Source organism: Sphingopyxis jiangsuensis, from assembly GCF_016734905.1.
GTDB classification, from domain to species: Bacteria; Pseudomonadota; Alphaproteobacteria; order Sphingomonadales; family Sphingomonadaceae; genus Sphingopyxis; species Sphingopyxis jiangsuensis.
This window is the reverse complement of record NZ_JAERPO010000001.1, coordinates 400,717-420,747: the sequence shown is the minus strand read 5'-3', so window position 1 is coordinate 420,747 and position 20,031 is coordinate 400,717. Positions and strand designations below refer to the sequence as shown.

At 64.0% G+C, this 20,031-nt stretch carries 18 protein-coding genes; 8 read left to right on the top strand and 10 right to left on the bottom strand.

Annotated elements, in window-relative coordinates:
• The first annotated feature begins 140 nt into the window (after window positions 1–140).
• Window positions 141–2,219, top strand: coding sequence for a M13 family metallopeptidase (locus JI743_RS02080; RefSeq protein ID WP_201925447.1), 2,079 nt, complete (start codon window positions 141–143; stop codon window positions 2,217–2,219).
• Between the two features lie 21 nt (window positions 2,220–2,240).
• Here the strand turns inward: JI743_RS02080 and JI743_RS02075 are convergent, their stop codons facing one another.
• The 3 genes from JI743_RS02075 to JI743_RS02065 are packed head-to-tail and all read right to left on the bottom strand — an operon-like array spanning window position 2,241 to window position 4,029.
• Window positions 2,241–2,528 carry a hypothetical protein gene (locus tag JI743_RS02075; RefSeq protein ID WP_201925446.1) on the bottom strand — a complete coding sequence of 96 codons (288 nt, stop codon included), beginning with the start codon at window positions 2,526–2,528 and terminating at the stop codon, window positions 2,241–2,243.
• Window positions 2,525–2,863: a hypothetical protein gene (locus JI743_RS02070; protein WP_201925444.1), complete on the bottom strand. Its 339-nt coding sequence runs from the start codon at window positions 2,861–2,863 to the stop codon at window positions 2,525–2,527. The genes JI743_RS02075 and JI743_RS02070 overlap by 4 nt, the downstream gene beginning before the upstream one ends.
• Window positions 2,860–4,029, bottom strand: coding sequence for an isovaleryl-CoA dehydrogenase (locus tag JI743_RS02065; protein WP_201925442.1), 1,170 nt, complete (start codon window positions 4,027–4,029; stop codon window positions 2,860–2,862). The genes JI743_RS02070 and JI743_RS02065 overlap by 4 nt, the downstream gene beginning before the upstream one ends.
• Before the next feature lie 133 nt (window positions 4,030–4,162).
• Here JI743_RS02065 and cysD point away from each other — a divergent pair, with 133 nt between their 5' ends.
• From cysD to JI743_RS02045, 4 genes are all read left to right on the top strand, one after another.
• Window positions 4,163–5,068 carry a sulfate adenylyltransferase subunit CysD gene (gene cysD / locus JI743_RS02060; protein ID WP_201925440.1) on the top strand — a complete coding sequence of 302 codons (906 nt, stop codon included), beginning with the start codon at window positions 4,163–4,165 and terminating at the stop codon, window positions 5,066–5,068.
• Window positions 5,068–6,969 carry a sulfate adenylyltransferase subunit CysN gene (cysN, locus tag JI743_RS02055; protein WP_201925438.1) on the top strand — a complete coding sequence of 634 codons (1,902 nt, stop codon included), beginning with the start codon at window positions 5,068–5,070 and terminating at the stop codon, window positions 6,967–6,969. Before cysD ends, cysN begins: the two co-directional genes overlap by 1 nt.
• Before the next feature lie 5 nt (window positions 6,970–6,974).
• Window positions 6,975–7,721 carry a 3'(2'),5'-bisphosphate nucleotidase CysQ gene (locus JI743_RS02050; protein WP_201925436.1) on the top strand — a complete coding sequence of 249 codons (747 nt, stop codon included), beginning with the start codon at window positions 6,975–6,977 and terminating at the stop codon, window positions 7,719–7,721.
• A gap of 191 nt (window positions 7,722–7,912) precedes the next feature.
• Complete coding sequence (locus JI743_RS02045) at window positions 7,913–9,052, top strand: zinc-binding dehydrogenase (RefSeq protein WP_201925434.1); 1,140 nt, start codon at window positions 7,913–7,915, stop codon at window positions 9,050–9,052.
• A 23-nt stretch (window positions 9,053–9,075) separates the two neighbouring features.
• On the opposite strand, the gene JI743_RS02040 is transcribed toward JI743_RS02045, so the two are convergent.
• A complete protein-coding gene (locus JI743_RS02040; protein ID WP_201925432.1) occupies window positions 9,076–9,771 on the bottom strand; it encodes a helix-turn-helix transcriptional regulator in 696 nt (231 codons plus the stop codon).
• Window positions 9,772–9,864: 93 nt separating this feature from the next.
• On the opposite strand from JI743_RS02040, the gene JI743_RS02035 reads away from it, so the two are divergent.
• On the top strand, window positions 9,865–10,602 hold the full coding sequence (locus JI743_RS02035) for a glutathione S-transferase family protein (RefSeq protein WP_201925430.1): 738 nt from the start codon (window positions 9,865–9,867) through the stop codon (window positions 10,600–10,602).
• A 47-nt stretch (window positions 10,603–10,649) separates the two neighbouring features.
• Here the strand turns inward: JI743_RS02035 and JI743_RS02030 are convergent, their stop codons facing one another.
• The 3 genes from JI743_RS02030 to JI743_RS02020 are packed head-to-tail and all read right to left on the bottom strand — an operon-like array spanning window position 10,650 to window position 14,043.
• Window positions 10,650–11,798: a cell wall hydrolase gene (locus JI743_RS02030; RefSeq protein ID WP_201925428.1), complete on the bottom strand. Its 1,149-nt coding sequence runs from the start codon at window positions 11,796–11,798 to the stop codon at window positions 10,650–10,652.
• 11 nt (window positions 11,799–11,809) lie between these two features.
• Window positions 11,810–12,730 carry a cysteine synthase A gene (gene cysK, locus JI743_RS02025; protein ID WP_201925425.1) on the bottom strand — a complete coding sequence of 307 codons (921 nt, stop codon included), beginning with the start codon at window positions 12,728–12,730 and terminating at the stop codon, window positions 11,810–11,812.
• On the bottom strand, window positions 12,727–14,043 hold the full coding sequence (locus JI743_RS02020; RefSeq protein ID WP_201925423.1) for an MFS transporter: 1,317 nt from the start codon (window positions 14,041–14,043) through the stop codon (window positions 12,727–12,729). The genes cysK and JI743_RS02020 overlap by 4 nt, the downstream gene beginning before the upstream one ends.
• Before the next feature lie 131 nt (window positions 14,044–14,174).
• Between JI743_RS02020 and JI743_RS02015 the strand changes: the two genes are divergently transcribed.
• A complete protein-coding gene (locus tag JI743_RS02015) occupies window positions 14,175–15,896 on the top strand; it encodes a DUF885 domain-containing protein (protein ID WP_201925421.1) in 1,722 nt (573 codons plus the stop codon).
• A gap of 12 nt (window positions 15,897–15,908) precedes the next feature.
• Here the strand turns inward: JI743_RS02015 and JI743_RS02010 are convergent, their stop codons facing one another.
• A complete protein-coding gene (locus JI743_RS02010) occupies window positions 15,909–17,204 on the bottom strand; it encodes an RsmB/NOP family class I SAM-dependent RNA methyltransferase (protein ID WP_201925419.1) in 1,296 nt (431 codons plus the stop codon).
• 55 nt (window positions 17,205–17,259) lie between these two features.
• On the opposite strand from JI743_RS02010, the gene JI743_RS02005 reads away from it, so the two are divergent.
• On the top strand, window positions 17,260–17,463 hold the full coding sequence (locus tag JI743_RS02005) for a DUF1674 domain-containing protein (RefSeq protein WP_201925417.1): 204 nt from the start codon (window positions 17,260–17,262) through the stop codon (window positions 17,461–17,463).
• Window positions 17,464–17,542: 79 nt separating this feature from the next.
• Here the strand turns inward: JI743_RS02005 and JI743_RS02000 are convergent, their stop codons facing one another.
• Window positions 17,543–18,319: a SapC family protein gene (locus tag JI743_RS02000; RefSeq protein WP_201925415.1), complete on the bottom strand. Its 777-nt coding sequence runs from the start codon at window positions 18,317–18,319 to the stop codon at window positions 17,543–17,545.
• A gap of 109 nt (window positions 18,320–18,428) precedes the next feature.
• Complete coding sequence (locus JI743_RS01995) at window positions 18,429–19,853, bottom strand: FAD-binding oxidoreductase (protein WP_201925413.1); 1,425 nt, start codon at window positions 19,851–19,853, stop codon at window positions 18,429–18,431.
• Between the last annotated feature and the right edge of the window lie 178 nt (window positions 19,854–20,031).

The window sequence follows — 20,031 nt, the reverse complement described above, 5'->3', positions numbered from 1 at the left end:
TCATCTTCTCCCATCCAAGGCTGCGGGTTAGCCTGTCGCTGGTCGATTGGGAAGCACCGCCCGGCGAATTTGGTTGGCATTGAAACGAACTGGCGAGAGGGCTATCGCTCCCGTAACTTTCCAAAACCATAGGGTAAAAGATGAGACATTCCGTACTTGCCGTCCTTTTGGCGACGACCGCGATCGCAGTGGGCACCGCAGCCTGCACCAGCGCCGAAAAGGAGTCGGTGTACACCGTCGGAACCGAGCTTGGCATCAGCAAGACGGCCATGGACACCTCGGTCAACCCGGGTGACGATTTCTACGCCTATGCGAACGGCAATTGGCAGAAAACGACCGAAATTCCCGCCGATCGGTCGTCGATCGGTTCCTTTTACATCGCGTTCCTCGAGACCGAGAAGCGTAACCGCGAACTCGTCGAGGCGATTCTGAAGGGCAAGCCGGCCGAGGGCAGCAACGAGGCGCGCATCGCGTCCTTCTATAACGCCTATATGGACACCGCCGCGATCGACGCTGCCGGAATGAAGCCGGTCGAGGCCGATCTGGCGCGTTTTTCGGCAATCGCGGACAAGGCCGGCCTTGCAAAGGTTCTGGGTGAGCAGGCACGCGTCGATGTCGATCCGCTCAACTTCACCGATTTCCATACCGAGAATCTGTTCGGCCTGTTCGTGACCCAAGGGCTTTCGACGCCGGGCGAGGTGCTCCCCTATATGCTGCAGGGTGGACTCGGCCTTCCCGAGCGCGAATATTATCTGTCGGACGATCCGAAGATGGGCGAGATCCGCGCGGCCTATCGCGCCTATATCGTCCACCTGCTGACCTTGTCGGGCATCGCCGATGCCGAGGCCAAGGCGGCACGAATCTATGACCTCGAAACGAAGATCGCGCGCGCGCACGCGCCGCGCGAAGAGAGCGAGGATTTCACCAAGTCGGCCACGGTGTGGACGCGCGCCGATTTCGACAAGAAGGCGCCGGGACTCGATTGGCAGGCCTATTTCGCGTCATCCAACCTCGGCAAGGCGGGCAAGTTCGCCGCCTATCACCCCGCCGCCATCACGCGCCTGTCGAAACTGGTCGCAAGCGAGCCGCTCGACGCCTGGAAAGACTGGCTCGCCTTCCATCAGATCAACATGCACACCGATGTGCTGCCGACGAAACTCGATCAGGCGCATTTCGCCTTTTACGGTACGACCTTGTCAGGGACGCCCGAACAGCGCAGCCGCGACAAGCGTGCGCTGGCGGCGTTGAACCAGTATCTCGGCGACGCCGTGGGCAAGGCCTATGCCGATAAATATTTCCCTGCCGCGGCAAAGGCCGAAGTCGGCGACATGGTCGAAGGGATCAAGACCGCCTTTGCCAAGCGCGTCGAAACGATCGACTGGATGGCACCCGAAACGAAAAAGGAAGCGATCAAGAAGGTCGAGACCATCGTCGTCGGGGTCGGCTACCCCGATACATGGCGTGACTATGGGCGTTTCAACGTGGGGAACAGCGCTTATGCCAATGCCGTCGCGGGCGAAAAGGCCGAAACCGCGCACCAGCTTGCCAAGATCGGCAAGCCGATGGACCGCGACGAATGGTGGATGACGCCGCAGACGGTCAACGCGATCAACCTGCCCGTGCAGAACGCGCTGAACTTCCCCGCCGCCATCCTTCAGCCGCCCTTCTTTAACCCCAAAGCCGATCCCGCGTATAATTACGGTGCGATCGGCGCGGTTATCGGCCACGAAATCAGCCACAGCTTTGACAATAATGGCGCGGCCTTCGATTCGACCGGCGCGCTGCGCAACTGGTGGACCGACGCCGACCTCCGGAAGTTCGAGGAAGCAGGCCAGGCGCTCGCCGAGCAATATGACCAGTACAAGCCGTTCCCCGACCTCGCGATCAACGGCAAGCTGACGCTGGGCGAAAATATCGCCGACGTTGCCGGGCTGCAGGCGGCCTATGACGCCTATCGCGCGTCGCTGGGCGGCAAGGAGGCGCCGGTCATCGACGGCTTCACCGGCGACCAGCGTTTCTTCATCGCCTTTGCGCAGACCTGGGCAACAAAGATGCGCGACGCCGCGCTGCGCCAGCGCGTTGCGACCGACGGCCACGCGCCGGGTATGTATCGCGCGCTGACGGTCCGAAACCTCGACGCCTGGTACAAGGCGTTCGACGTCAAGCCGACCGACAAGCTGTATCTGCCGCCCGAAAAGCGCGTCCGCGTCTGGGGTTGATTTAGCGAAGGGGCGGGGCGGTCAATCCGCTCCGCCCTTTTCCTTTCCGCCCTCAGGTCGGTCCTTGCGGATCAGGTAGCGATAGACGCCGACGCAGTTGATCGCGAGCAGCGCGATATTCTGCCATCCGATGCCTTCGCTGTCGTCCTGAAGAAAACCCCATGCGATGAGCGCGATGCTGCTCGTCACGAACACGACAAACGCCCACCCGGTCCATCGCCGACCGAGGTTGAGCGAGACGATGAGCGCGGCGAACGTCGCCGCCCCGGCGCCATAATATTGCAGCGCGTCGAGGATGGTCTGGTTCACAGCGCGCCCGCGATGGTGAGGATGCCGGCACCCGCCAGCAGCAGCCACATGGGGTGGCGCAGTCGAAGATACGCAGCATTGACCAACCCGGTTCCGAGCCAACCGCCGCCGATGAGCAAGACGAGTCCACGCGGTGTTGCCGGCCACGCCACCGCGGCCGCGCACAGCAGCATGAGCACCGCCGTCGCGTGCCACGCAAATCGTGCCGCGCGGACCGCAAAGCCCTGGGGCTCCAAGCCAGCCAGAAGCGGCGCCAGCAGGCGGCGCTCACCGATAAGCGAATGGACCAGCGCGGCCGCCACCATCGCGGCGGCGGCCAGCGCGGTCAGCGTCATGCACCCGCGCCGATCAGTTCGCGGCCGATGAGCATGCGGCGAATTTCGTTCGTGCCCGCGCCGATATCGAGCAGCTTGGCGTCGCGCCAATAGCGTTCGACCGGCCAATCCTTCGTATAGCCCGCGCCGCCGAGCGCCTGGATCGCTTCGCCTGCGACCTTCACCGCGCTCTCGCTGGCGAGCAGGATGGCGCCCGCCGCATCGAAGCGCGTCGTCTGGCCGGCGTCGCACGCCTTGGCGACGTTATAGACATAGGAGCGCGCCGAATTGAGCGCGACATACATGTCGGCGACCTTCGCCTGCATCAGCTGGAACGAGCCGATCGGCTTGCCGAACTGCTTGCGCTCGCGGACATAGGGAATGACCGTGTCGAGGCACGCCTGCATGATGCCGAGCTGGAGCCCCGCGAGTACCACGCGTTCATAGTCGAGCCCCGACATCAGCACGCCGACACCGCCATTTTCGGGGCCCATCACCTGGTCATCAGACACTTCGCAATCGGTGAAGACCAGCTCGGCCGTGGGCGAACCGCGCATGCCGACCTTGTCGATTTTCTGGCCGATACTGAAGCCCGGCATATCCTTTTCGATCAGGAAGGCGGTAATCCCGCGCGATCCCGCTTCGGGCGAGGTCTTGGCATAGACGACCAGCGTGTCGGCGCAGGTTGCATTGGTGATCCAGAACTTGGTTCCGTTGAGGACGTAGCCGCCCTGAACCTTGTCGGCCTTCAGCTTCATCGACACGACGTCGCTGCCCGCGCCAGCCTCCGACATGGCGAGGCTGCCGACATGCTCGCCCGAAATGAGCCTGGGCAGATATTTCGCCTTCTGCTCGGGATTGGCCCAGCGGCGGATCTGGTTGACGCAGAGGTTCGAATGCGCGCCATAGGAGAGGCCGATCGCGGCGCTCGCGCGGCTCACTTCCTCGACCGCGATCACATGTTCGAGATAGCCGAGCCCGAGCCCGCCGAACTCTTCGTCGACGGTAATGCCGTGCAGGCCAAGGGCCCCCATCTGCGTCCAGAGTTCGTCGCGCGGGAACCAGTCCTCGGCGTCCGCCTTCGCCGCGAGCGGCGCAATCTGCTCGTCGGCAAACCGGGCGGTCGTTTCGCGAATCATTTCGGCGGTTTCGCCAAGCGCAAAGTCGAAATCGGGGGTGGCGCGCATATTGTCCTCTTTATCTGGTTTCAAATGCGACTAGCAGGCTAGCCGGAGGAGTTGAAGGGGACACAAGAATGGCTTGCATGTCGAAAAGTCCATACAGCTTGCCTGTCACCCGCATGCACGGCAAGGGCAAGGCATGACCGATACGTTGACCCATCTCGACCGGCTCGAGGCCGAGAGCATTCACATCATGCGCGAAGTGATGGCCGACGCGGCAAAGCCCGTGATGCTTTATTCTGTCGGCAAGGACAGCGCGGTGATGCTGCACCTTGCCCGCAAGGCCTTTTATCCCTCGCCGCCGCCGTTTCCGCTTTTGCATGTGGATACGACGTGGAAGTTCAAGGCGATGTACGAGCTGCGCGACCGCATGGCGGCCGAGAGCGGGATGGAGCTGATCGTCTATCAGAACCCCGACGCGAAGGCGCGCGGGATCAACCCGTTCGATCACGGCCCGCTGCATACCGACATGTGGAAGACCGAGGGGCTCAAGCAGGCGCTCGACCTTCACGGCTTCGACGTCGCCTTTGGCGGCGCGCGGCGCGACGAGGAAAAGAGCCGGGCGAAGGAGCGCATCTTTTCCTTTCGCACCGCGAGCCACGGGTGGGACCCGAAGAAGCAGCGGCCCGAGCTGTGGAACCTCTACAATGCCCGCAAAGCGAAGGGGGAGAGCATCCGCGTCTTCCCGATATCGAACTGGACCGAGCTCGACATCTGGCAATATATCGCGCGCGAGAATATCCCCATCGTGCCCCTCTATTTCGCCGCGCTGCGCCCTACCGTCGAGCGCGACGGCCTGTTGCTGATGGTCGACGACGCGCGCTTCCCGCTCAATGAGGGCGAGGTTCCGGTCGAGCGCTCGGTACGCTTCCGCACGCTTGGCTGTTACCCGCTGACCGGCGCGGTCGAGAGTGAGGCGGCGACGCTCTCCGAAGTCATCCAGGAGATGCTGCTCACCACCACGAGCGAACGGCAGGGGCGCATCATCGACAAGGATGGCGGCGATGCGTCGATGGAGAAGAAGAAGCAGGAGGGGTATTTCTGATGACCGACCCCATCTATGTCACCGATGCCCTGATCGCCGAGGATATCGACGCCTATCTCGCGCGGCACGAACAGAAGTCGCTGCTGCGGTTCATCACCTGTGGCAGCGTCGATGACGGCAAATCGACGTTGATCGGGCGGCTGCTCTACGACAGCAAGATGATCTTCGAGGACCAGCTCGCGGCGCTCGAGGCGGACAGCAAGCGCGTCGGCACGCAGGGGCAGGAGATCGATTTCGCGCTGCTCGTCGACGGCCTTGCCGCCGAACGCGAGCAGGGGATCACGATCGACGTCGCCTATCGCTTTTTCACGACCGAGAAGCGCAAGTTCATCGTCGCCGACACGCCGGGGCACGAGCAATATACGCGCAACATGGTCACCGGCGCGTCGACCGCCGACCTTGCGGTCATCCTGATCGACGCGCGCAAGGGCGTGCTGACCCAGACGCGGCGGCACAGCTTTCTCGCGCACCTGCTGGGCATTCGGCACATTGTGCTCGCGGTGAACAAGATGGACCTCGTCGGCTATGACAAGACGGTCTTCGAGCGCATTCTGCTGAGCTATCGCAGTTTTGCGAGCGAGATCGGGATTACCGATTTCACCGCGATCCCGATTTCGGGCTTCAAGGGCGACAATATTACCGCGCTCTCGTCCAACACGCCCTGGTACAAGGGGCCGACGCTGGTCGAGCATCTGGAAGGTGTCGAAGTTGCCGCGCAGCGTGACGTAAATTCCAATTTTCGCTTTCCGGTTCAATGGGTTAATCGCCCAAACCTTGATTTTAGAGGCTTTTCGGGGCAGATCGCGGGCGGGTCGGTCAAGCCGGGCGATGCCGTGCGCGTCCTCCCCAGCGGCAAGCAAACGACGATCGAGCGCATCGTGACCCTCGGCGGGGACCTCGATGAAGCGGTCGCGGGCCAGTCGGTGACGCTGACCTTTGCCGACGAGGTCGATTGCTCGCGCGGCGATGTCATCGCGGCAGCAGACAATCCTCCGCAGGCGGCCGACCAGTTCGAGGCGACGCTGGTGTGGATGGCCGACGAGGCGATGATCCCCGGACGCGCCTATTGGCTGAAGCTCGCGACGCAGAGCGTTTCGGCGACGGTGCAGGCGCCGAAGTACGAGATCAACGTCAACACGCTCGATCACCTGGCGGCGAAGACGCTCGAGCTGAACGGCATCGGCGTCGTCGAGGTGACGACCGACAAGCCGATCGTCTTTGAATCCTATGCCGACAACCATATGCTCGGCGGTTTCATTCTGATCGACAAGATCACCAACGCGACGGTCGCGGCGGGCATGCTGCACTTCAGCCTACGCCGCGCGCAGAATGTCCATTGGCAGGCGAGCGACATCAGCCGCGAGATGCGCGCCGACATGAAGAACCAGAAGCCCGCCTTGCTCTGGTTTACCGGATTGTCGGGGTCGGGAAAATCGACGATTGCCAACCTTGTCGAGAAAAAGCTGCACCGGATGAACCGGCACAGCTTCCTGCTCGACGGCGACAATGTCCGCCACGGGCTCAACCGTGACCTGGGATTCACCGAGGCAGACCGGATCGAAAATATCCGCCGCGTCGGCGAGGTCGCCAAGCTGATGACCGACGCCGGACTCATCGTCATCACCGCCTTCATCTCGCCCTTCCGCGCCGAGCGCGAGTTGGTGCGCGCGATGCTTCCCGAGGGCGAGTTCATCGAGGTGTTCATCGACACCCCGCTCGAGGAAGCCGAACGCCGCGATGTGAAGGGCCTTTACAAGAAGGCGCGCGCCGGACAGCTCAAGAACTTCACCGGCATCGACAGCCCCTATGAGGTTCCCGAAAGCCCCGAGATCCGCATCGACACCACGGCCATCACGCCCGACGAAGCCGCGGACCTGATCATCGACCGGTTGCTGGGATAGGCGCGATGGGGGAGAGCGACGAGCAACTGGCCGAACGGCTGGCGCGGCAAGCAGGACAAATCCTGCTCGATCTGCGCGCGCGCGGCGATCTCGACGGCAAGGCGCTCGGCAAGGCGGGGGATGAGCAGGCCAATGCCATGCTGTGCCGCGAACTGCGCGCCGCGCGACCCGGCGACGCGCTTTTGTCCGAAGAGGAGAAGGACAATGTCGCGCGCTGCGCGCAAAGCCGCGTGTGGATCGTCGATCCGCTCGACGGCACGCGCGAATATGGCGAGGGGCGCAGCGACTGGGCGGTGCATGTCGCGCTCGCAATCGACGGCGTCGCCGCCGTCGGCGCGGTCGCGCTGCCGGGCCTCGGGTTGACATTGACATCGGGTGCGCCGCCCGCGCTCCAGCCCGCGAACAATCCGCCCAAAATGCTCGTCAGCCGGACGCGCCCCGCCGCCGAAGCGGTGTTCGTCGCCGAGCGGATCGGCGCCGAACTGCTCGCCATGGGATCGGCGGGCGCAAAGGCAATGGCAGTGGTGCTTGGGCAGGCCGACATCTATCTCCACACCGGCGGCCAATATGAATGGGACAATTGCGCGCCGGTCGCGGTCGCTCAGGCCGCGGGCCTCCACGTCAGCCGCGCCGACGGAGCGCCGCTGCGATACAACAACCGCGACACCTATCTGCCCGACCTGCTGATTTGCCGGAAGGAACTGGCGCATGAGGTGCTGCGCATCGCGGGTGAATATCGCCCCGCTTCTTGATCGTCATCCCGGCGAAGGCCGGGATCTCCTCCTAGCGGATCGGCGCACCGGCGAGATCCCGGCCTTCGCCGGGATGACAAGATCGGGTGTTACGCTCCAACCTGTCGGTATTTTTCGAGCCTGGGCGATTGCCTCCACCGTCCCACCATCCTATTCCGTTTCATCGAGAAACCGAACATGGGAGACGCACGATGACCGACTTGCCCGACACCAACCTTGTCATGCTGACGCTGGTGAAGCCCGAGGGCGAGCTCGAGGTGTTCTTCGAGCGTCGCCCGATGCCAACGCCCAAGCCGCACGAGGTGCTGGTGAAGGTGCAGGCTACGCCGATCAACCCGTCGGACCTTGGCCTGCTGTTCGGCGGCGCGGATATGTCGACCGCGCGTGCCTCGACGCGCGACGGGCTCCCCGTCATTACCGCCGACGTGCCGCCGCCCGGCATGCGCGCGATGTCTGGACGCATCGGCGAGGCGCTGCCGATCGGAAATGAAGGAAGCGGCGTGGTTGTCGCCGCGGGCGACTCGCCCGAAGCGCAGGCGCTGCTCGGAAAGACCGTCGCGATGCTGGGCGGGGAAATCTATGCCGAATATCGCTGCCTCCCCGTCGGCATGTGCCTGCCGCTGCCCGACGGCACCGATCCTGCAGACGGCGCGTCTTGCTTCGTCAATCCGCTGACCTCGCAAGCCTTTGTCGAGACGATGCGGATGGAAGGGCATAGCGCGATCGTCCATACCGCTGCGGCCTCGAACCTGGGCCAGATGCTCGTGAAGATTTGCGCGGCGGACGGCGTGCCGCTCGTCAACATCGTGCGCAGCGAAGCGCAGGTAAAGCTGCTCAAGGATCTGGGCGCCGAGCATATCGTCAACAGCAGTGACGATGATTTCCAGGACAAGCTGATCGCGGCGATCGTCGAAACGGGCGCAACACTGGGCTTTGACGCGATTGGCGGCGGCAAGCTTGCGGGCCAGATACTGGCGGCGATGGAGGTCGCGGCGGTCAAGCGCATGGCGACCTACAGCCGCTACGGCTCGGATACGTTCAAACAGGTCTATATCTATGGCGCGCTCGACCTCGGCCCGACGATCCTCAATCGGAGTTTCGGCCTGACCTGGTCGCTGTCGGGATTCCTGCTGACGCCGTTCCTGCAAAAGGCCGGTGCCGAAGTCGTCGGTCGTCTGCGCCAGCGCGTTGTCGACGAGCTCACCACGACCTTCAAGAGCCACTACAGCCACGACATCTCGCTGACCGAGGCGCTCGATCTGGAAGTGGCGCATGCGTACAATGCCAAGCGGACGGGCGAGAAATATCTGATCCGGCCCAATGGGTCCTGACCCTAGGCGCGGCTTGCCGACGATCAGGTGCAATCGCGGCGACGAAGCTGCTGTATTTCCCATCGGCCGCGCAGGCGTGCAAAGGGTTCGGGGATGCGCGCGTCGAGCCGTTCGACGCGCTTCATCCGGTCGGTACGGAAATGGCGGAAAGCATCGCGCAATTCGCAGTGCGCGGCAACGATGCGGATATCGTCCTGATAGCCGATAATGATCGGCCACAGGATGCGCTCGGTCGCGCGGCCTTCGACATCGACGTAGGAAACGCCAATTTTCCGGCGGTCGCGGATCGCCGTGCGGATAATCGAAACCTCGGCGCCATCGAGCACATGCTTGCGAAAGGCGAGCGGCGCTATCGCCGGCTCGATGATCGCAGTGCGCAGATGGTCCGGCACCGCCGCCGACAGCTTGGCGACCAGATTGCGCGCACCGCGTGCAAGAGCATCGTCTCCGCGCTGCGCTACCCATGCAGCGCCGAGCGCCGCCGCTTCGAGTTCGTCGACGGTAAGCATCAGCGGCGGCATGTCATATTCGCTGTCGATGACATATCCGGTTCCCGCCTCGCCGCGGACCGGCACGCGCTGCGCGAGCAGTTCGGCCATGTCGCGGTAAAGCGTGCGCAGCGATACCTCGAATTGTGCGGCGAGCTCATGGCCCGCGACCGGTCGTCGGGCAGTGCGCAGCGCCTGGATGATACCGAAAAGTCGTTCGGTGCGTCGCATGAACCGACCCTAGCTTGTCACTACTGACATCATGCTGTCAGCAGACGCGTGATAGCGCAGATTCACCCAGTTGGAAAAGCAAGGAGAAGACGCGTGACGACATTATTCGGATGGGGTGCGATGTTCGGCTGCCAGAGTCCGAGCCCTTTTGTGATCAAGGCCGATGTCCAGCTCCAGATGCTTGGCGTCCCCTTCGACCGGGAAATCGCCGATCTCGACGCGGTGCCGAAGCACAAGGCGCCTTATGTCGAGGATGAAGGGCGGATCATCGAGGATTCGACTTTCATCCGCTGGCATTTCGAGGCGAAACTCGGCGCCGATCTCGATCATGGATTGACCGCCGAGCAGCGCGCAATCGCCTGGGCCACTGAACGGATGTTCGAGGACCGGCTGGCGTCGATCATGGGACATGAGCGCTGGCTCGAAAGCGACAATTTCGAACGCGGCCCGGCTTTGTTCTTTGCGGCGATTCCCGAGCCTATGCGCGCAGGGGTCATTGCCGACACGCTTGATCGGATACGCACCGGGTATGAGATCAGCGGGATCGGGCGGCACAGCCGCGCAGAACGGATGCAGCTGGCGCAACGCGACATCGAGATGGCGGCGGCACTGCTGGGCGACAAACCATATTTCCTTGCCGACAGGGCGACCGCGCTCGACGGTATCGCCTATGGCGTGTTGACGGCCTGTGCATCGCCGGTTTTCGACAGTCCGCTGCGCGACATGGTGGCGACTTTTCCGAACCTGACGGATTATTTCGAGCGGATGGAAAAGCGCTTTTTCAACCCCAATCGCTGGCCGTCGATGACGGCGGCTGCCGAAGCGGCCTGACGTACGCGTGATTCGATGGCCGACGGGGCCGTTGCGCCCCGCCGGTTCTATCGCTTCATGCACTGCCGCGCATCGTCGCGCTTGTACTCGCTGCAGTTCCACAGCGCCTTTTCGAACCCCGCCTTGTCGTCGCGCAGGTAGGAAAAGCTCATCGCGTTGCGTTGCATGTCGGACATGGCGTCGCTCTCGGGCTTGAGCATCGGGTTGGTCCAACCCATGAACTTGCAATAGGGGCGCTCGCCGCAGAGGCGGAGCGCGGTGGTGACGAAGCTTTCGGCGGTCGCGCGGCGGTCGAGCTGGACATAGATGGTGTCGCGGTCGCCGCTTGCGCCGGATCGCGTTGCGACGCGCGGCTCGCCCACTTCGGCGGGCGCGTCATTGCTTGCAAGGCCCGAGGGAAGGCCCAGCGCGGCGGCGTGCAGCGGCGACAGGGCGGCGAGCTTGGCCACGGCGCCGTCATTACCCGATACGACGCCGCGAAAGGCGCCGGGTGTCCCCCAGAAGCCGGGCCAGCGAAAGAAAAGATGCGTGCCGTCGATGGCGATTTTTTCGAAACTGTCGCTCCAGTAAGGGCGCACCCAGTCGGTATGATAATGCGTCGCGAGGCCAACCGGCGCATAGGTGGCCCCCGAAAGCATCGCCTCGGCATTGGCCTGCGCGCGTGCCCACGCCGCCGCCGAATTACGCCGTGACAGCGCCCCATCGCAGGTGAAAGTGAATTGGCAGCCGGTCGTCCGCTCTGAACCCTGAAACACGACACCACAGATCGACTTGGGAAAGGCAGGATGCCGCGCGCGGTTGATCACGACCTGACCGACCGCTTGCTGACCGCGCGCATCGTCGCCCGCTTCGTAAAGCATCGCCGCGGCGAGGCAGTCGCGGGCGCGGGCGCGTCCATCACCATTTCCTGAATAGCGGAACGGCGCGGGGGCGACCAAACCCGTCGTGACGAAGGGGATGCGCGCATTGGCGGCGCGCGCGTCCTCCTCGGCTATCGGCGCCAGTTCCATCGCCGGCACTTCGGGCACGACGTCCGGCGGCGGAGCGACGGGGTGAGGCCGGGCGAGCTGGCCGGGGCCGCGTTGGTTGTCGCTCGCATGAAGGACAGCCACGATCGCCGCGACGGCGATCAGGACGAACAGCCAGCCCGTCCCGTCGCGCCAAAGCGGCAACGCCTCTGTGGCATCGCTGCGCATGGACCGGGGCTTCAGATTTCCGGCAGGAAGTCGGGCACCGACAGATAGCGTTCGCCGGTGTCATAGTTGAAGCCGAGCACGCGGCTGCCCGGCGGAAGCTCGGCAAGCTTTTGCTGGATCGCGGCCAGCGTCGCGCCCGAAGAAATGCCGACGAGCATGCCTTCCTCGGTGGCCGCACGGCGCGCCATGTTCTTGGCGTCGGCGGCGTCGACCTTGATCACCCCGTCAAGCAAGTCGGTATGGAGGTTGCGCGGGATGAAGCCCGCGCCAATGCCCTGGATCGGGTGCGGAGCGGGCTGCCCGCCCGAAATGACGGGCGACGCGACAGGCTCGACGGCAAAGACCTTCAGGTTGGGCCAATGTTCCTTGAGGAACTGGGCGCAGCCGGTGATGTGGCCGCCGGTCCCGACCCCGGTGATCAGTGCGTCGATCGGGCTGTCCTTGAAATCGGCGAGAATTTCGGGCGCGGTCGTGCGCAAGTGGACGTCGATATTGGCTTCATTTTCGAACTGCTGCGGCATCCACGCACCGGGGGTCGTCTCGACAAGCTCGATCGCGCGCTCGATGGCGCCCTTCATCCCCTTTTCACGCGGGGTGAGGTCGAAGGTCGCGCCATAGGCGAGCATCAGACGGCGGCGTTCGAGCGACATGCTTTCGGGCATGACAAGGATGAGCTTATAGCCCTTCACGGCCGCGGCCATCGCAAGGCCGATGCCGGTGTTGCCCGACGTCGGTTCGACGATGGTGCCGCCTTCCTTCAGGCTGCCGTCGCGCTCGGCCGCCTCGATCATCGCAAGGCCGATGCGGTCCTTGATCGAGCCGCCGGGATTGCTGCGTTCGGACTTCACCCAGACTTCGGCGTCGGGGAAGAGTTTCGTCATGCGGATGTGCGGCGTGTTGCCGATGGTGTCGAGGATCGAATTGGCTTTCATGTCGTCGGTCCTGTCTTGAATTGCGGTTCGAAAGTACGCGCCCGGCGCAGCTCGGGGAAGAGCCATGACCATAGCGCGGTGACGCCAATCGCGCCAGCGCCGCCGATGACGACTGCGCCAACCGGGCCAAGCACCGCCGCCATTGCACCGGCGCGCATTTCGCCCAGTTCGTTCGATGCCGAGATCGCAAGACCCGACGCCGCGCTGACGCGCCCGCGCATCGCATCGGGGGTGTTGAGCTGGATCAGCGTGCCGCGCACAAAGACCGAGAACATGTCGGCCGCCCCCATGATCGCGAGCAGCGCGAGCGACAGGAAGAAATTGGTCGAGAGGCCGAAGCCCACCGTCACCGCGCCGAAGACGGCGACCGCCCACAGCATCTTGACCCCGACATTCCGTTCGATCGGACGGAACGAGAGGCCGATCGCGACCGCGGCGGCGCCGAGCGCGGGAGCAGCGCGCAGGAAGCCCAGTCCTTCCGACCCCGTTTGCAGGATGTCGCGCGCATAGACCGGCAGCATCGCGGTCGCGCCTGCCAGGATCACCGCGAACAGGTCGAGCGTGATCGTGCCGAGGAGGAAGCGATCGAACCAGACAAAGCGCAGCCCGTCGACCATCTCGCGCAAGGGATGGCGGCGCACCTCTGCCGGCGGCGGCAGAACCGGTCGCACGCGGCTGATCAAAAAGGCCGAAACGCCGAGGAATACGGCCGAAAAAACATAGACCGACGTCGGGCTGGCGGCATAGAGCAAACCGCCCGCTGCGGGACCGATGACCGATGCCGACTGCCATGCAATGCTCCCCATTGCAATTGCTCGCGGCAGGACGTTGGCGGGCACGATGTTCGGCGCAATCGCGCTCATGGCCGGCCCCGAAAAGACGCGCGCAACGCCGTGCAGTGCGGCGAGAGTGAACAGGAGTGGCAGCGTGAGCGCGTCGATCCAGGTGAACCAGCCGAGCGCCGCTGCAATCAGCAGATCGATGAGGTTCGAGAAAATGGCGACGCTGCGCCGCTCGAACCGGTCGGCGGCCCATCCGGCGACGGGGGTGAGGATGGCGAGCGGGACGAACTGGACGAGCCCGAGCAGCCCGAGCTGGAACGACGCCTCCTTGATCGACATGCCATAGTCGGTGCGCGCGGTGTCATAGAGCTGGTAGCCGATGACGACGACCATCGCGATCGTCGCCATCACGGCGGTGAAACGCGCGAACCAATAATAGCGATAGTCGCGAAATCGCAGCGGGGAAGGGGGCGGGCCGACCGGGGCCGGCAGCACCGGGTCATAGCCTTCCGAAGGGGGGAGAGTCGCCATCGCGCCCTCCCGTAACCGGCATTTCTGTTCTGTCCAGTATCGAATGGACTGTCGTTCGTCGATTTATTGCTGCCACGGCGCCGGTCGGGTGGCAGATGTGCCGGCAGGTCCGGGTAAAGGGAGGATCCAGAATGGCACGGAATTTCAAACGATTGGGGCAAGTCGCGCTCGCAGCGTCGTTGCTTGCGCTGGGCGCGTGCGATGCGGCGTCGGACAAGCCAGCAGCGACGGCCAATGGCAAGAGCTGGAATGCGTTTCGCGATACCTTCCTTAAAGGCTATTTTCCGCTCAACCCGACCTTCGCCGTCTATCAGGGCAAGCATGAATTTGACGGCAGGCTGCCCGACTGGTCGCCCGAAGGGTTGGAGGAGCAAGCCGCCTTCCTTGAACAGGCGATCGCCGACGCCAAGGCGTTCGATGGCCCGTTGACCGACGCCGAACGCTTCGAGCGCAACTATCTGATCAAGGTTGCAGAGGGGCAGCTCTTCTTCCTCCGCGATACGGATTTCGCGAAAAAGAACCCCGCCTTCTACGACGGCGCGCTCGACCCCAACGTCTATATCGCGCGGCCCTATGGCGATGCCGAAACGCGGATGAAGGCGTTCATCGCTTATGCCGAGAATGTCCCGGCGGCGGCGGCGCAGATCAAGGCGAATCTCGAGCTTCCGCTGCCCGCGACCTTCGTCAGATATGGCGCGGCGGGCTTCGGGGGCTTTGCCGATTATTATACCGGCGACGCCAAGGCGGCCTTTGCCGAGGTCAAGGATGAAGCGCTCCAGCAGCGGTTCGACGAAGCGGCGGCCAAGGCCGCGGCGGCGATGAAGGATCTGGCGAACCATATCCAGTCGCAGCCGGGAACGCCGGGCGGTTTCGCGATTGGCGCCGAACGATTTTCGAAGATGCTTCTGACCAACGAGGGCGTCGACACCTCGCTCGAAGAACTCGAAGCGATCGGCCGCGCCGATCTCAGGCGCAATCAGGACGCGTTAAAGGCGGCTTGCGCAAGATATGCCGCCGGACAGACGATCATCGACTGCATGAAAAGGATGGCAAGCAACAAGCCCGCCGACGGACCGGTTGCCGAGGCGCGGCGCCAATTGCCGATGCTGCGCGCGTTTCTCGTCGAGAAAGACCTGGTGTCCATCCCTGGCACCGAGGAGGCGCAGGTGCAGGAATCGCCGCCCTATAACCGCCAGAACAGCGCATATATCGATATTCCCGGTCCCTATGAAACGGCACTTCCGTCGGTCTATTATATCTCGCCGCCCGACCCGTCATGGGACCGGCAGACGCAACTCGACTTCGTGCCTGGAACGAAAGACCTGATGTTCACCTCGGTCCACGAGATATGGCCGGGCCATTTCCTCCACGCACTCCACTCCAACCGTGCCGAAAGCATCTTCGGCAAGCTGTTCGTCGGCTATGCCTTCGCCGAGGGCTGGGCGCATTACACCGAGGAGATGATGTGGGAAGCGGGACTCGGTGACGGCGATCCCGAAATGCACATCGGGCAGTTGTCGAACGCGTTGCTGCGCAACTGCCGCTATCTGTCGGCGATCGGCCTGCACACCCAGGGCATGACGGTCGAACAGAGCGAGCAGCTGTTCAAGGAAGAATGTTTCCAGGACGAAGGCAATGCGCGCCAGCAGGCGGCGCGCGGGACTTATGACCCGCTCTACCTCAACTATACACTGGGCAAGCTGATGATCCGCAAGCTGCGCGAGGATTGGACGAAAGGCGACCGGACGAAGTGGAAGGCGTTCCACGACGAATTCCTGTCCTATGGTGGTCCGCCGATCCCGATGGTGCGCGCGGCAATGATGAAGGAAGATGCACCGCGCGCGGTCTTCTGACCGGCGCGCCGGTCAAGCCGCCGGCGCGCGCAGCCGCGCGATAAAGAAACCGTCGAGCCCGCCCTCTTTGGCCAGCAAGCCCGGGAGGGTGCGGACATAGCCCGATGCGTCGGGCGCGATATCGCCGGGGAGTTCTTCCGCGCGCGCGGAAACGACTTCCCAATCTGCATGCGTCGCCAGAAAGGCCGCCACCTGATCCTCGCCCTCGGCCCTTTCGAGCGAGCAGGTTGCATAAACGAGCGTCCCGCCCGGTTTGAGCCACTTTGCGGCGCGTGCGAGCAATTCGGACTGGAGCGCCGCCATTTCGGCTATCTGGCGCGATTCGATGCGGTGCAGGACGTCGGGATGGCGCCGGAATATGCCGGTCGCCGAACAGGGGGCATCGAGGAGCACGGCGTCCACCGGCGCCTCGGGCTGCCAGTTGCGAATATCGCCCTGGACGATCGTTGCAGACAGACCGGTTCGCGACAGATTCTGTTCGAGCCGACCGAGGCGCTTGGCGCTCGAATCGACGGCGGTAACAGCCCACCCCGCAGCCGCAAGCTGCATCGTCTTGCCACCGGGGGCGGCGCAGAGGTCGAGGATGGTCCGCCCATGCCCTTCGCCGAGCAGGCGCACCGGCAAGCTCGCGGCGAGATCCTGGACCCACCAGCCGCCTTCGCCGTATCCGGGGAGCGTATCCACGGCATTTCCACGGTCCAGGCGCCGGTGTCGGGGCGCGAGCGCGGTAGCCTCTGGCCATTGGTCGGCATCGGGTTCGTTCGCGAAACTGAGGTCGAGCGGCGGCGCGGCGCTCCAGCTTTCCGACGCTGCGGCAACCATCGTGTCGCCCCACTGGGCGCGCCAGCGCTCCTCGACAGGAGCGGGAAGGCGCGCCGATACCGGAAGCACCCATTGCTCTTGCTGGGCACGAGAAAGTATCGCGTGGACGAGCCGTCGCGGCCCTCCGTCGACGAGCGGCAGCGCGGTCGAGACGACGGCGTGTCCCGGCGTTTTGAGCACCAGAAGCTGGGCAAGCGCGAGGCGCAGCACGGCGCGGGACTTGACGTCGTCGGGCAGCGGTTGCGCCGTTGCGCCATCGATCAGCGCATCGATTTCGGCCATCCAGCGTAGCGTTTCGGACACGATGGCGACGCCAAAGGCGCGATCGGCGGGAGGCAAGCCCTGCATCGCCGCATGGGCCGCAACGTCGAGCGGATCACCACGACGCAAGATGGCGTCGAGGAGGCGGAGCGCGGCTCGCCGGACCGCCGTACCCGGCGGCTCGCCGTTTGGCCGACGGCGCGGGCGGCGGCGATTGTCAGCCACGACGGGGGAACGGACGGTTGGCGCGGTGCATCGAAACTCCTATATCGATCAGGCTATGGCAAAGGACAAAGACACCATCGGCGGAACGCCGCGTGCGCAGACGCGACCGCCCCATGTGAAGCCGCCGACCGACTGGGTCAACTCGGCGATCCCCGAACCCGCGGCGTGCGAAGCGATTGCAGCCGAGGATCAGCCGGGAGGCCGCAATCCTGTCCGCTATGGCGACTGGGAGCTCAAGGGCATCGCCATCGACTTTTAGACGCATTGGACCGCGCGTACGAAAATGGCGCGCGAGCACCCGTGCCCGCGCGCCACTCGAATCGATGTTGAACCCGCGCTTAGACTTGCGGGGCTTCGGTAACCTGCGGCATCTTGCCTGCGGCGACCTGCGCCGCAAAGACTTCGCGCATCAGCTGAAGCGAGAAAAGATGTGCGAAGATCAGCGGCATGATGCCGTTCTGGACCATCTTGCGCATCACGTCGCCGCGCAGTTCACGCAGCTTGTTCTCGTCGATCATCTGAAAACCGCGATAGATGAAGGGCTTGTCCGAATTTTCGGGCTGAATGCTGACTTCGCCGTCCATCAGCAAGTCGGCCTTTTTCAGCTCTTCGACGAACATGGTCGTCCGCTGGCCTGCCTCTTCGAACTGCTGACAGAATTGGAGCACGGCGTTGACCGCTTCCGACGGCTTGCCGTCGACGAAAAGCGCGTCGCCTTCGTCACCCTTTGCAATCGCGCCCGACGTGGGGTCGAAGCACAGCGAGAGTTCGTCGGAATCGGGGCGCAGCCGTGCAAGGAGGAAGGGGTAGCGGCGGATATAGGCGGGGACATAGACCGGGTTCTTGAGCTTGCCTTCGTCGTCGACAAAGGTGTTCACGCCCTCGTTCAGGCCCATCAGCGCCAGCGGCACAGGCTTGTCGCCAGCCGAAAAGACGATGGGGTAAAAGCGGCTTGCCGCGACAAATTCGTCCGACGTCAGCGGCACGGCGTGCTGTTTGACAAGAAAATCCGCCTTTTCAAGGCCGCGCGCGCGAAAATCGGCGTGGTCGACGCTCGAAAGCGGTTCGAGGTCGTTGTAAAACAGCGGCAAAGCATTTTCGGGCGCAGTGGCCATGATCGAACTCCGATAAAGGTCCCGCGCATTCGGGACAAAATGATGATGCAGCGCCTTATTGGCACGCGTCCCGCGGCGCAAGGGGCGATGCTCCGAATCGCGGGGTCAATCAGGCAATCAGCTTGCCCGGATTGAACAACCCCCGGGGGTCGAGTCCCGCCTTGATTCCGCGCAGCGCCGCCAGCCGCGCCGGGCTGTCGAGTTCGGCGAGCAGGTCGCGCTTCATCTGGCCGATGCCATGCTCGGCCGAGATCGACCCGCCGAGTTCGAGGACATGCCGATAGACAAGGCGGCTCACGGCTTCGCCATTCGCTGCCAGCCATTGCACCGCGTCGACATCGGGCGGCGGTTTGACGTGGTGATGGACATTGCCGTCGCCCAAATGGCCGAACGACATGGCGCGCGCGCCGGGAAATTCTGCGACGAGGCGGTGGGGGTTCTCCGCGATAAAGGCCGGCATAAGGTCGACCGGCACGCTGATGTCATGTTGCAGCGCGGGGCCGTTGGCGCGCTCCGCCTCTGAAATCGAGTCGCGAATCCGCCAGAACTCCTCGCTTTCGCGTTCGTTTTGCGCGACGACGGCATCGTCGATCAGCTTCGCGTCGAGCGCAGCTTCCAGCCCCGCTCGAAGCGCTTCGTCGAGCGGCTCATCGTCTTCGCCAGCGAGTTCGATCAGCACATGCCACGGCGTCTTTGCATCGAGCGGCGCACGCGTCTGCGGGATGTTCCGCAACACCGATTCGATGCACGATTGGGGCATGATCTCGAACCCCTCGAGCGCCCGGCCGAGCGCCGCGTCGAGGCGACGCAACAGTTGCAGGGCTGCGTCGGGCGAAGCAATCCCCACCCATGCCGTTCGCCGCGCTGTCGCCGCCGGAACGAGCTGCAAGGTCGCGGCGGTTACGATCCCCAAGGTCCCCTCGGCGCCACAGAACAGCTGGCGCAGATCATAGCCGCGATTGTCCTTCTTGAGCGCCGCGAGGCCGTTGAAAAGACTGCCGTCCGGGAGCACTGCCTCGATACCGGCGACGAGCCCGCGCATTGTCCCGTGGCGCAGCACCTGCGTGCCGCCGGCGTTGGTCGAGACAAGCCCGCCGATCGTCGCCGACCCCTTGCCGCCCAGCGTCAACGGGAACCGCAGGCCGTGCGCAAGGGCTGCGGCATGAAAATTCTCGAGGATAACACCGGCCTCGACGACCGCGAGTTGAGCCCCGGTGTCGATTTCGCGCACCCGGTTCATCCGGCGCATGCTGACGAGGAGTTGCGCCCCCGACGCGTCGGGCGTGGCGCCGCCGACCATGCCGCTGTTGCCCCCCTGCGGAACGAGGGGAAGGCCGTATTCGGCGCAGATTTTCACGAGCGCCGCCGTTTCGTCGCTGTCGGCGGGCGAGAGCATCGCCGCGGCGGCACCGCGATACTTGCCGCGCCAGTCGGTGAGCCACGGCGACATGATGTCGGGATCGGTCGTGAAGCCCTTGGGGCCGAGCAGATCGGAAAGCGCGCGCAATGCGGCGGGAGAAGGGGTTCCGGTCATCGGCATGGCTTCGCAGCTTCGTGCTTTGGCAAATGTCGCCGCACCGGCACTTTGGGGTCTCGACAGCAATTCATTTGATGTTCAATCATCATCGCTAGGGTGGGGATGGACGAAAAGCAGCAATTCGTCCAGCGCGCACCGCTACGGGAGCCGAATGTGATCGACGAAGCCTGTAATA

Bases quoted from the DNA above. Each gene is read 5' to 3' on its own strand.
- JI743_RS02065 (WP_201925442.1), bottom strand. From the start codon at position 4,029: ATGCGCGCCACCCCCGATTTCGACTTTGCGCTTGGCGAAACCGCCGAA.
- cysD (WP_201925440.1), top strand. From the start codon at position 4,163: ATGACCGATACGTTGACCCATCTCGACCGGCTCGAGGCCGAGAGCATT.
- cysK (WP_201925425.1), bottom strand. From the start codon at position 12,730: ATGAAAGCCAATTCGATCCTCGACACCATCGGCAACACGCCGCACATC.
- JI743_RS02005 (WP_201925417.1), top strand. From the start codon at position 17,260: ATGGCAAAGGACAAAGACACCATCGGCGGAACGCCGCGTGCGCAGACG.
- JI743_RS02045 (WP_201925434.1), top strand. From the start codon at position 7,913: ATGACCGACTTGCCCGACACCAACCTTGTCATGCTGACGCTGGTGAAG.
- JI743_RS02000 (WP_201925415.1), bottom strand. From the start codon at position 18,319: ATGGCCACTGCGCCCGAAAATGCTTTGCCGCTGTTTTACAACGACCTC.
- JI743_RS02050 (WP_201925436.1), top strand. From the start codon at position 6,975: ATGGGGGAGAGCGACGAGCAACTGGCCGAACGGCTGGCGCGGCAAGCA.
- cysN (WP_201925438.1), top strand. From the start codon at position 5,068: ATGACCGACCCCATCTATGTCACCGATGCCCTGATCGCCGAGGATATC.
- JI743_RS02015 (WP_201925421.1), top strand. From the start codon at position 14,175: ATGGCACGGAATTTCAAACGATTGGGGCAAGTCGCGCTCGCAGCGTCG.
- JI743_RS01995 (WP_201925413.1), bottom strand. From the start codon at position 19,853: ATGACCGGAACCCCTTCTCCCGCCGCATTGCGCGCGCTTTCCGATCTG.
- JI743_RS02030 (WP_201925428.1), bottom strand. From the start codon at position 11,798: ATGCGCAGCGATGCCACAGAGGCGTTGCCGCTTTGGCGCGACGGGACG.
- JI743_RS02040 (WP_201925432.1), bottom strand. From the start codon at position 9,771: ATGCGACGCACCGAACGACTTTTCGGTATCATCCAGGCGCTGCGCACT.
- JI743_RS02070 (WP_201925444.1), bottom strand. From the start codon at position 2,863: ATGACGCTGACCGCGCTGGCCGCCGCCGCGATGGTGGCGGCCGCGCTG.
- JI743_RS02080 (WP_201925447.1), top strand. From the start codon at position 141: ATGAGACATTCCGTACTTGCCGTCCTTTTGGCGACGACCGCGATCGCA.
- JI743_RS02020 (WP_201925423.1), bottom strand. From the start codon at position 14,043: ATGGCGACTCTCCCCCCTTCGGAAGGCTATGACCCGGTGCTGCCGGCC.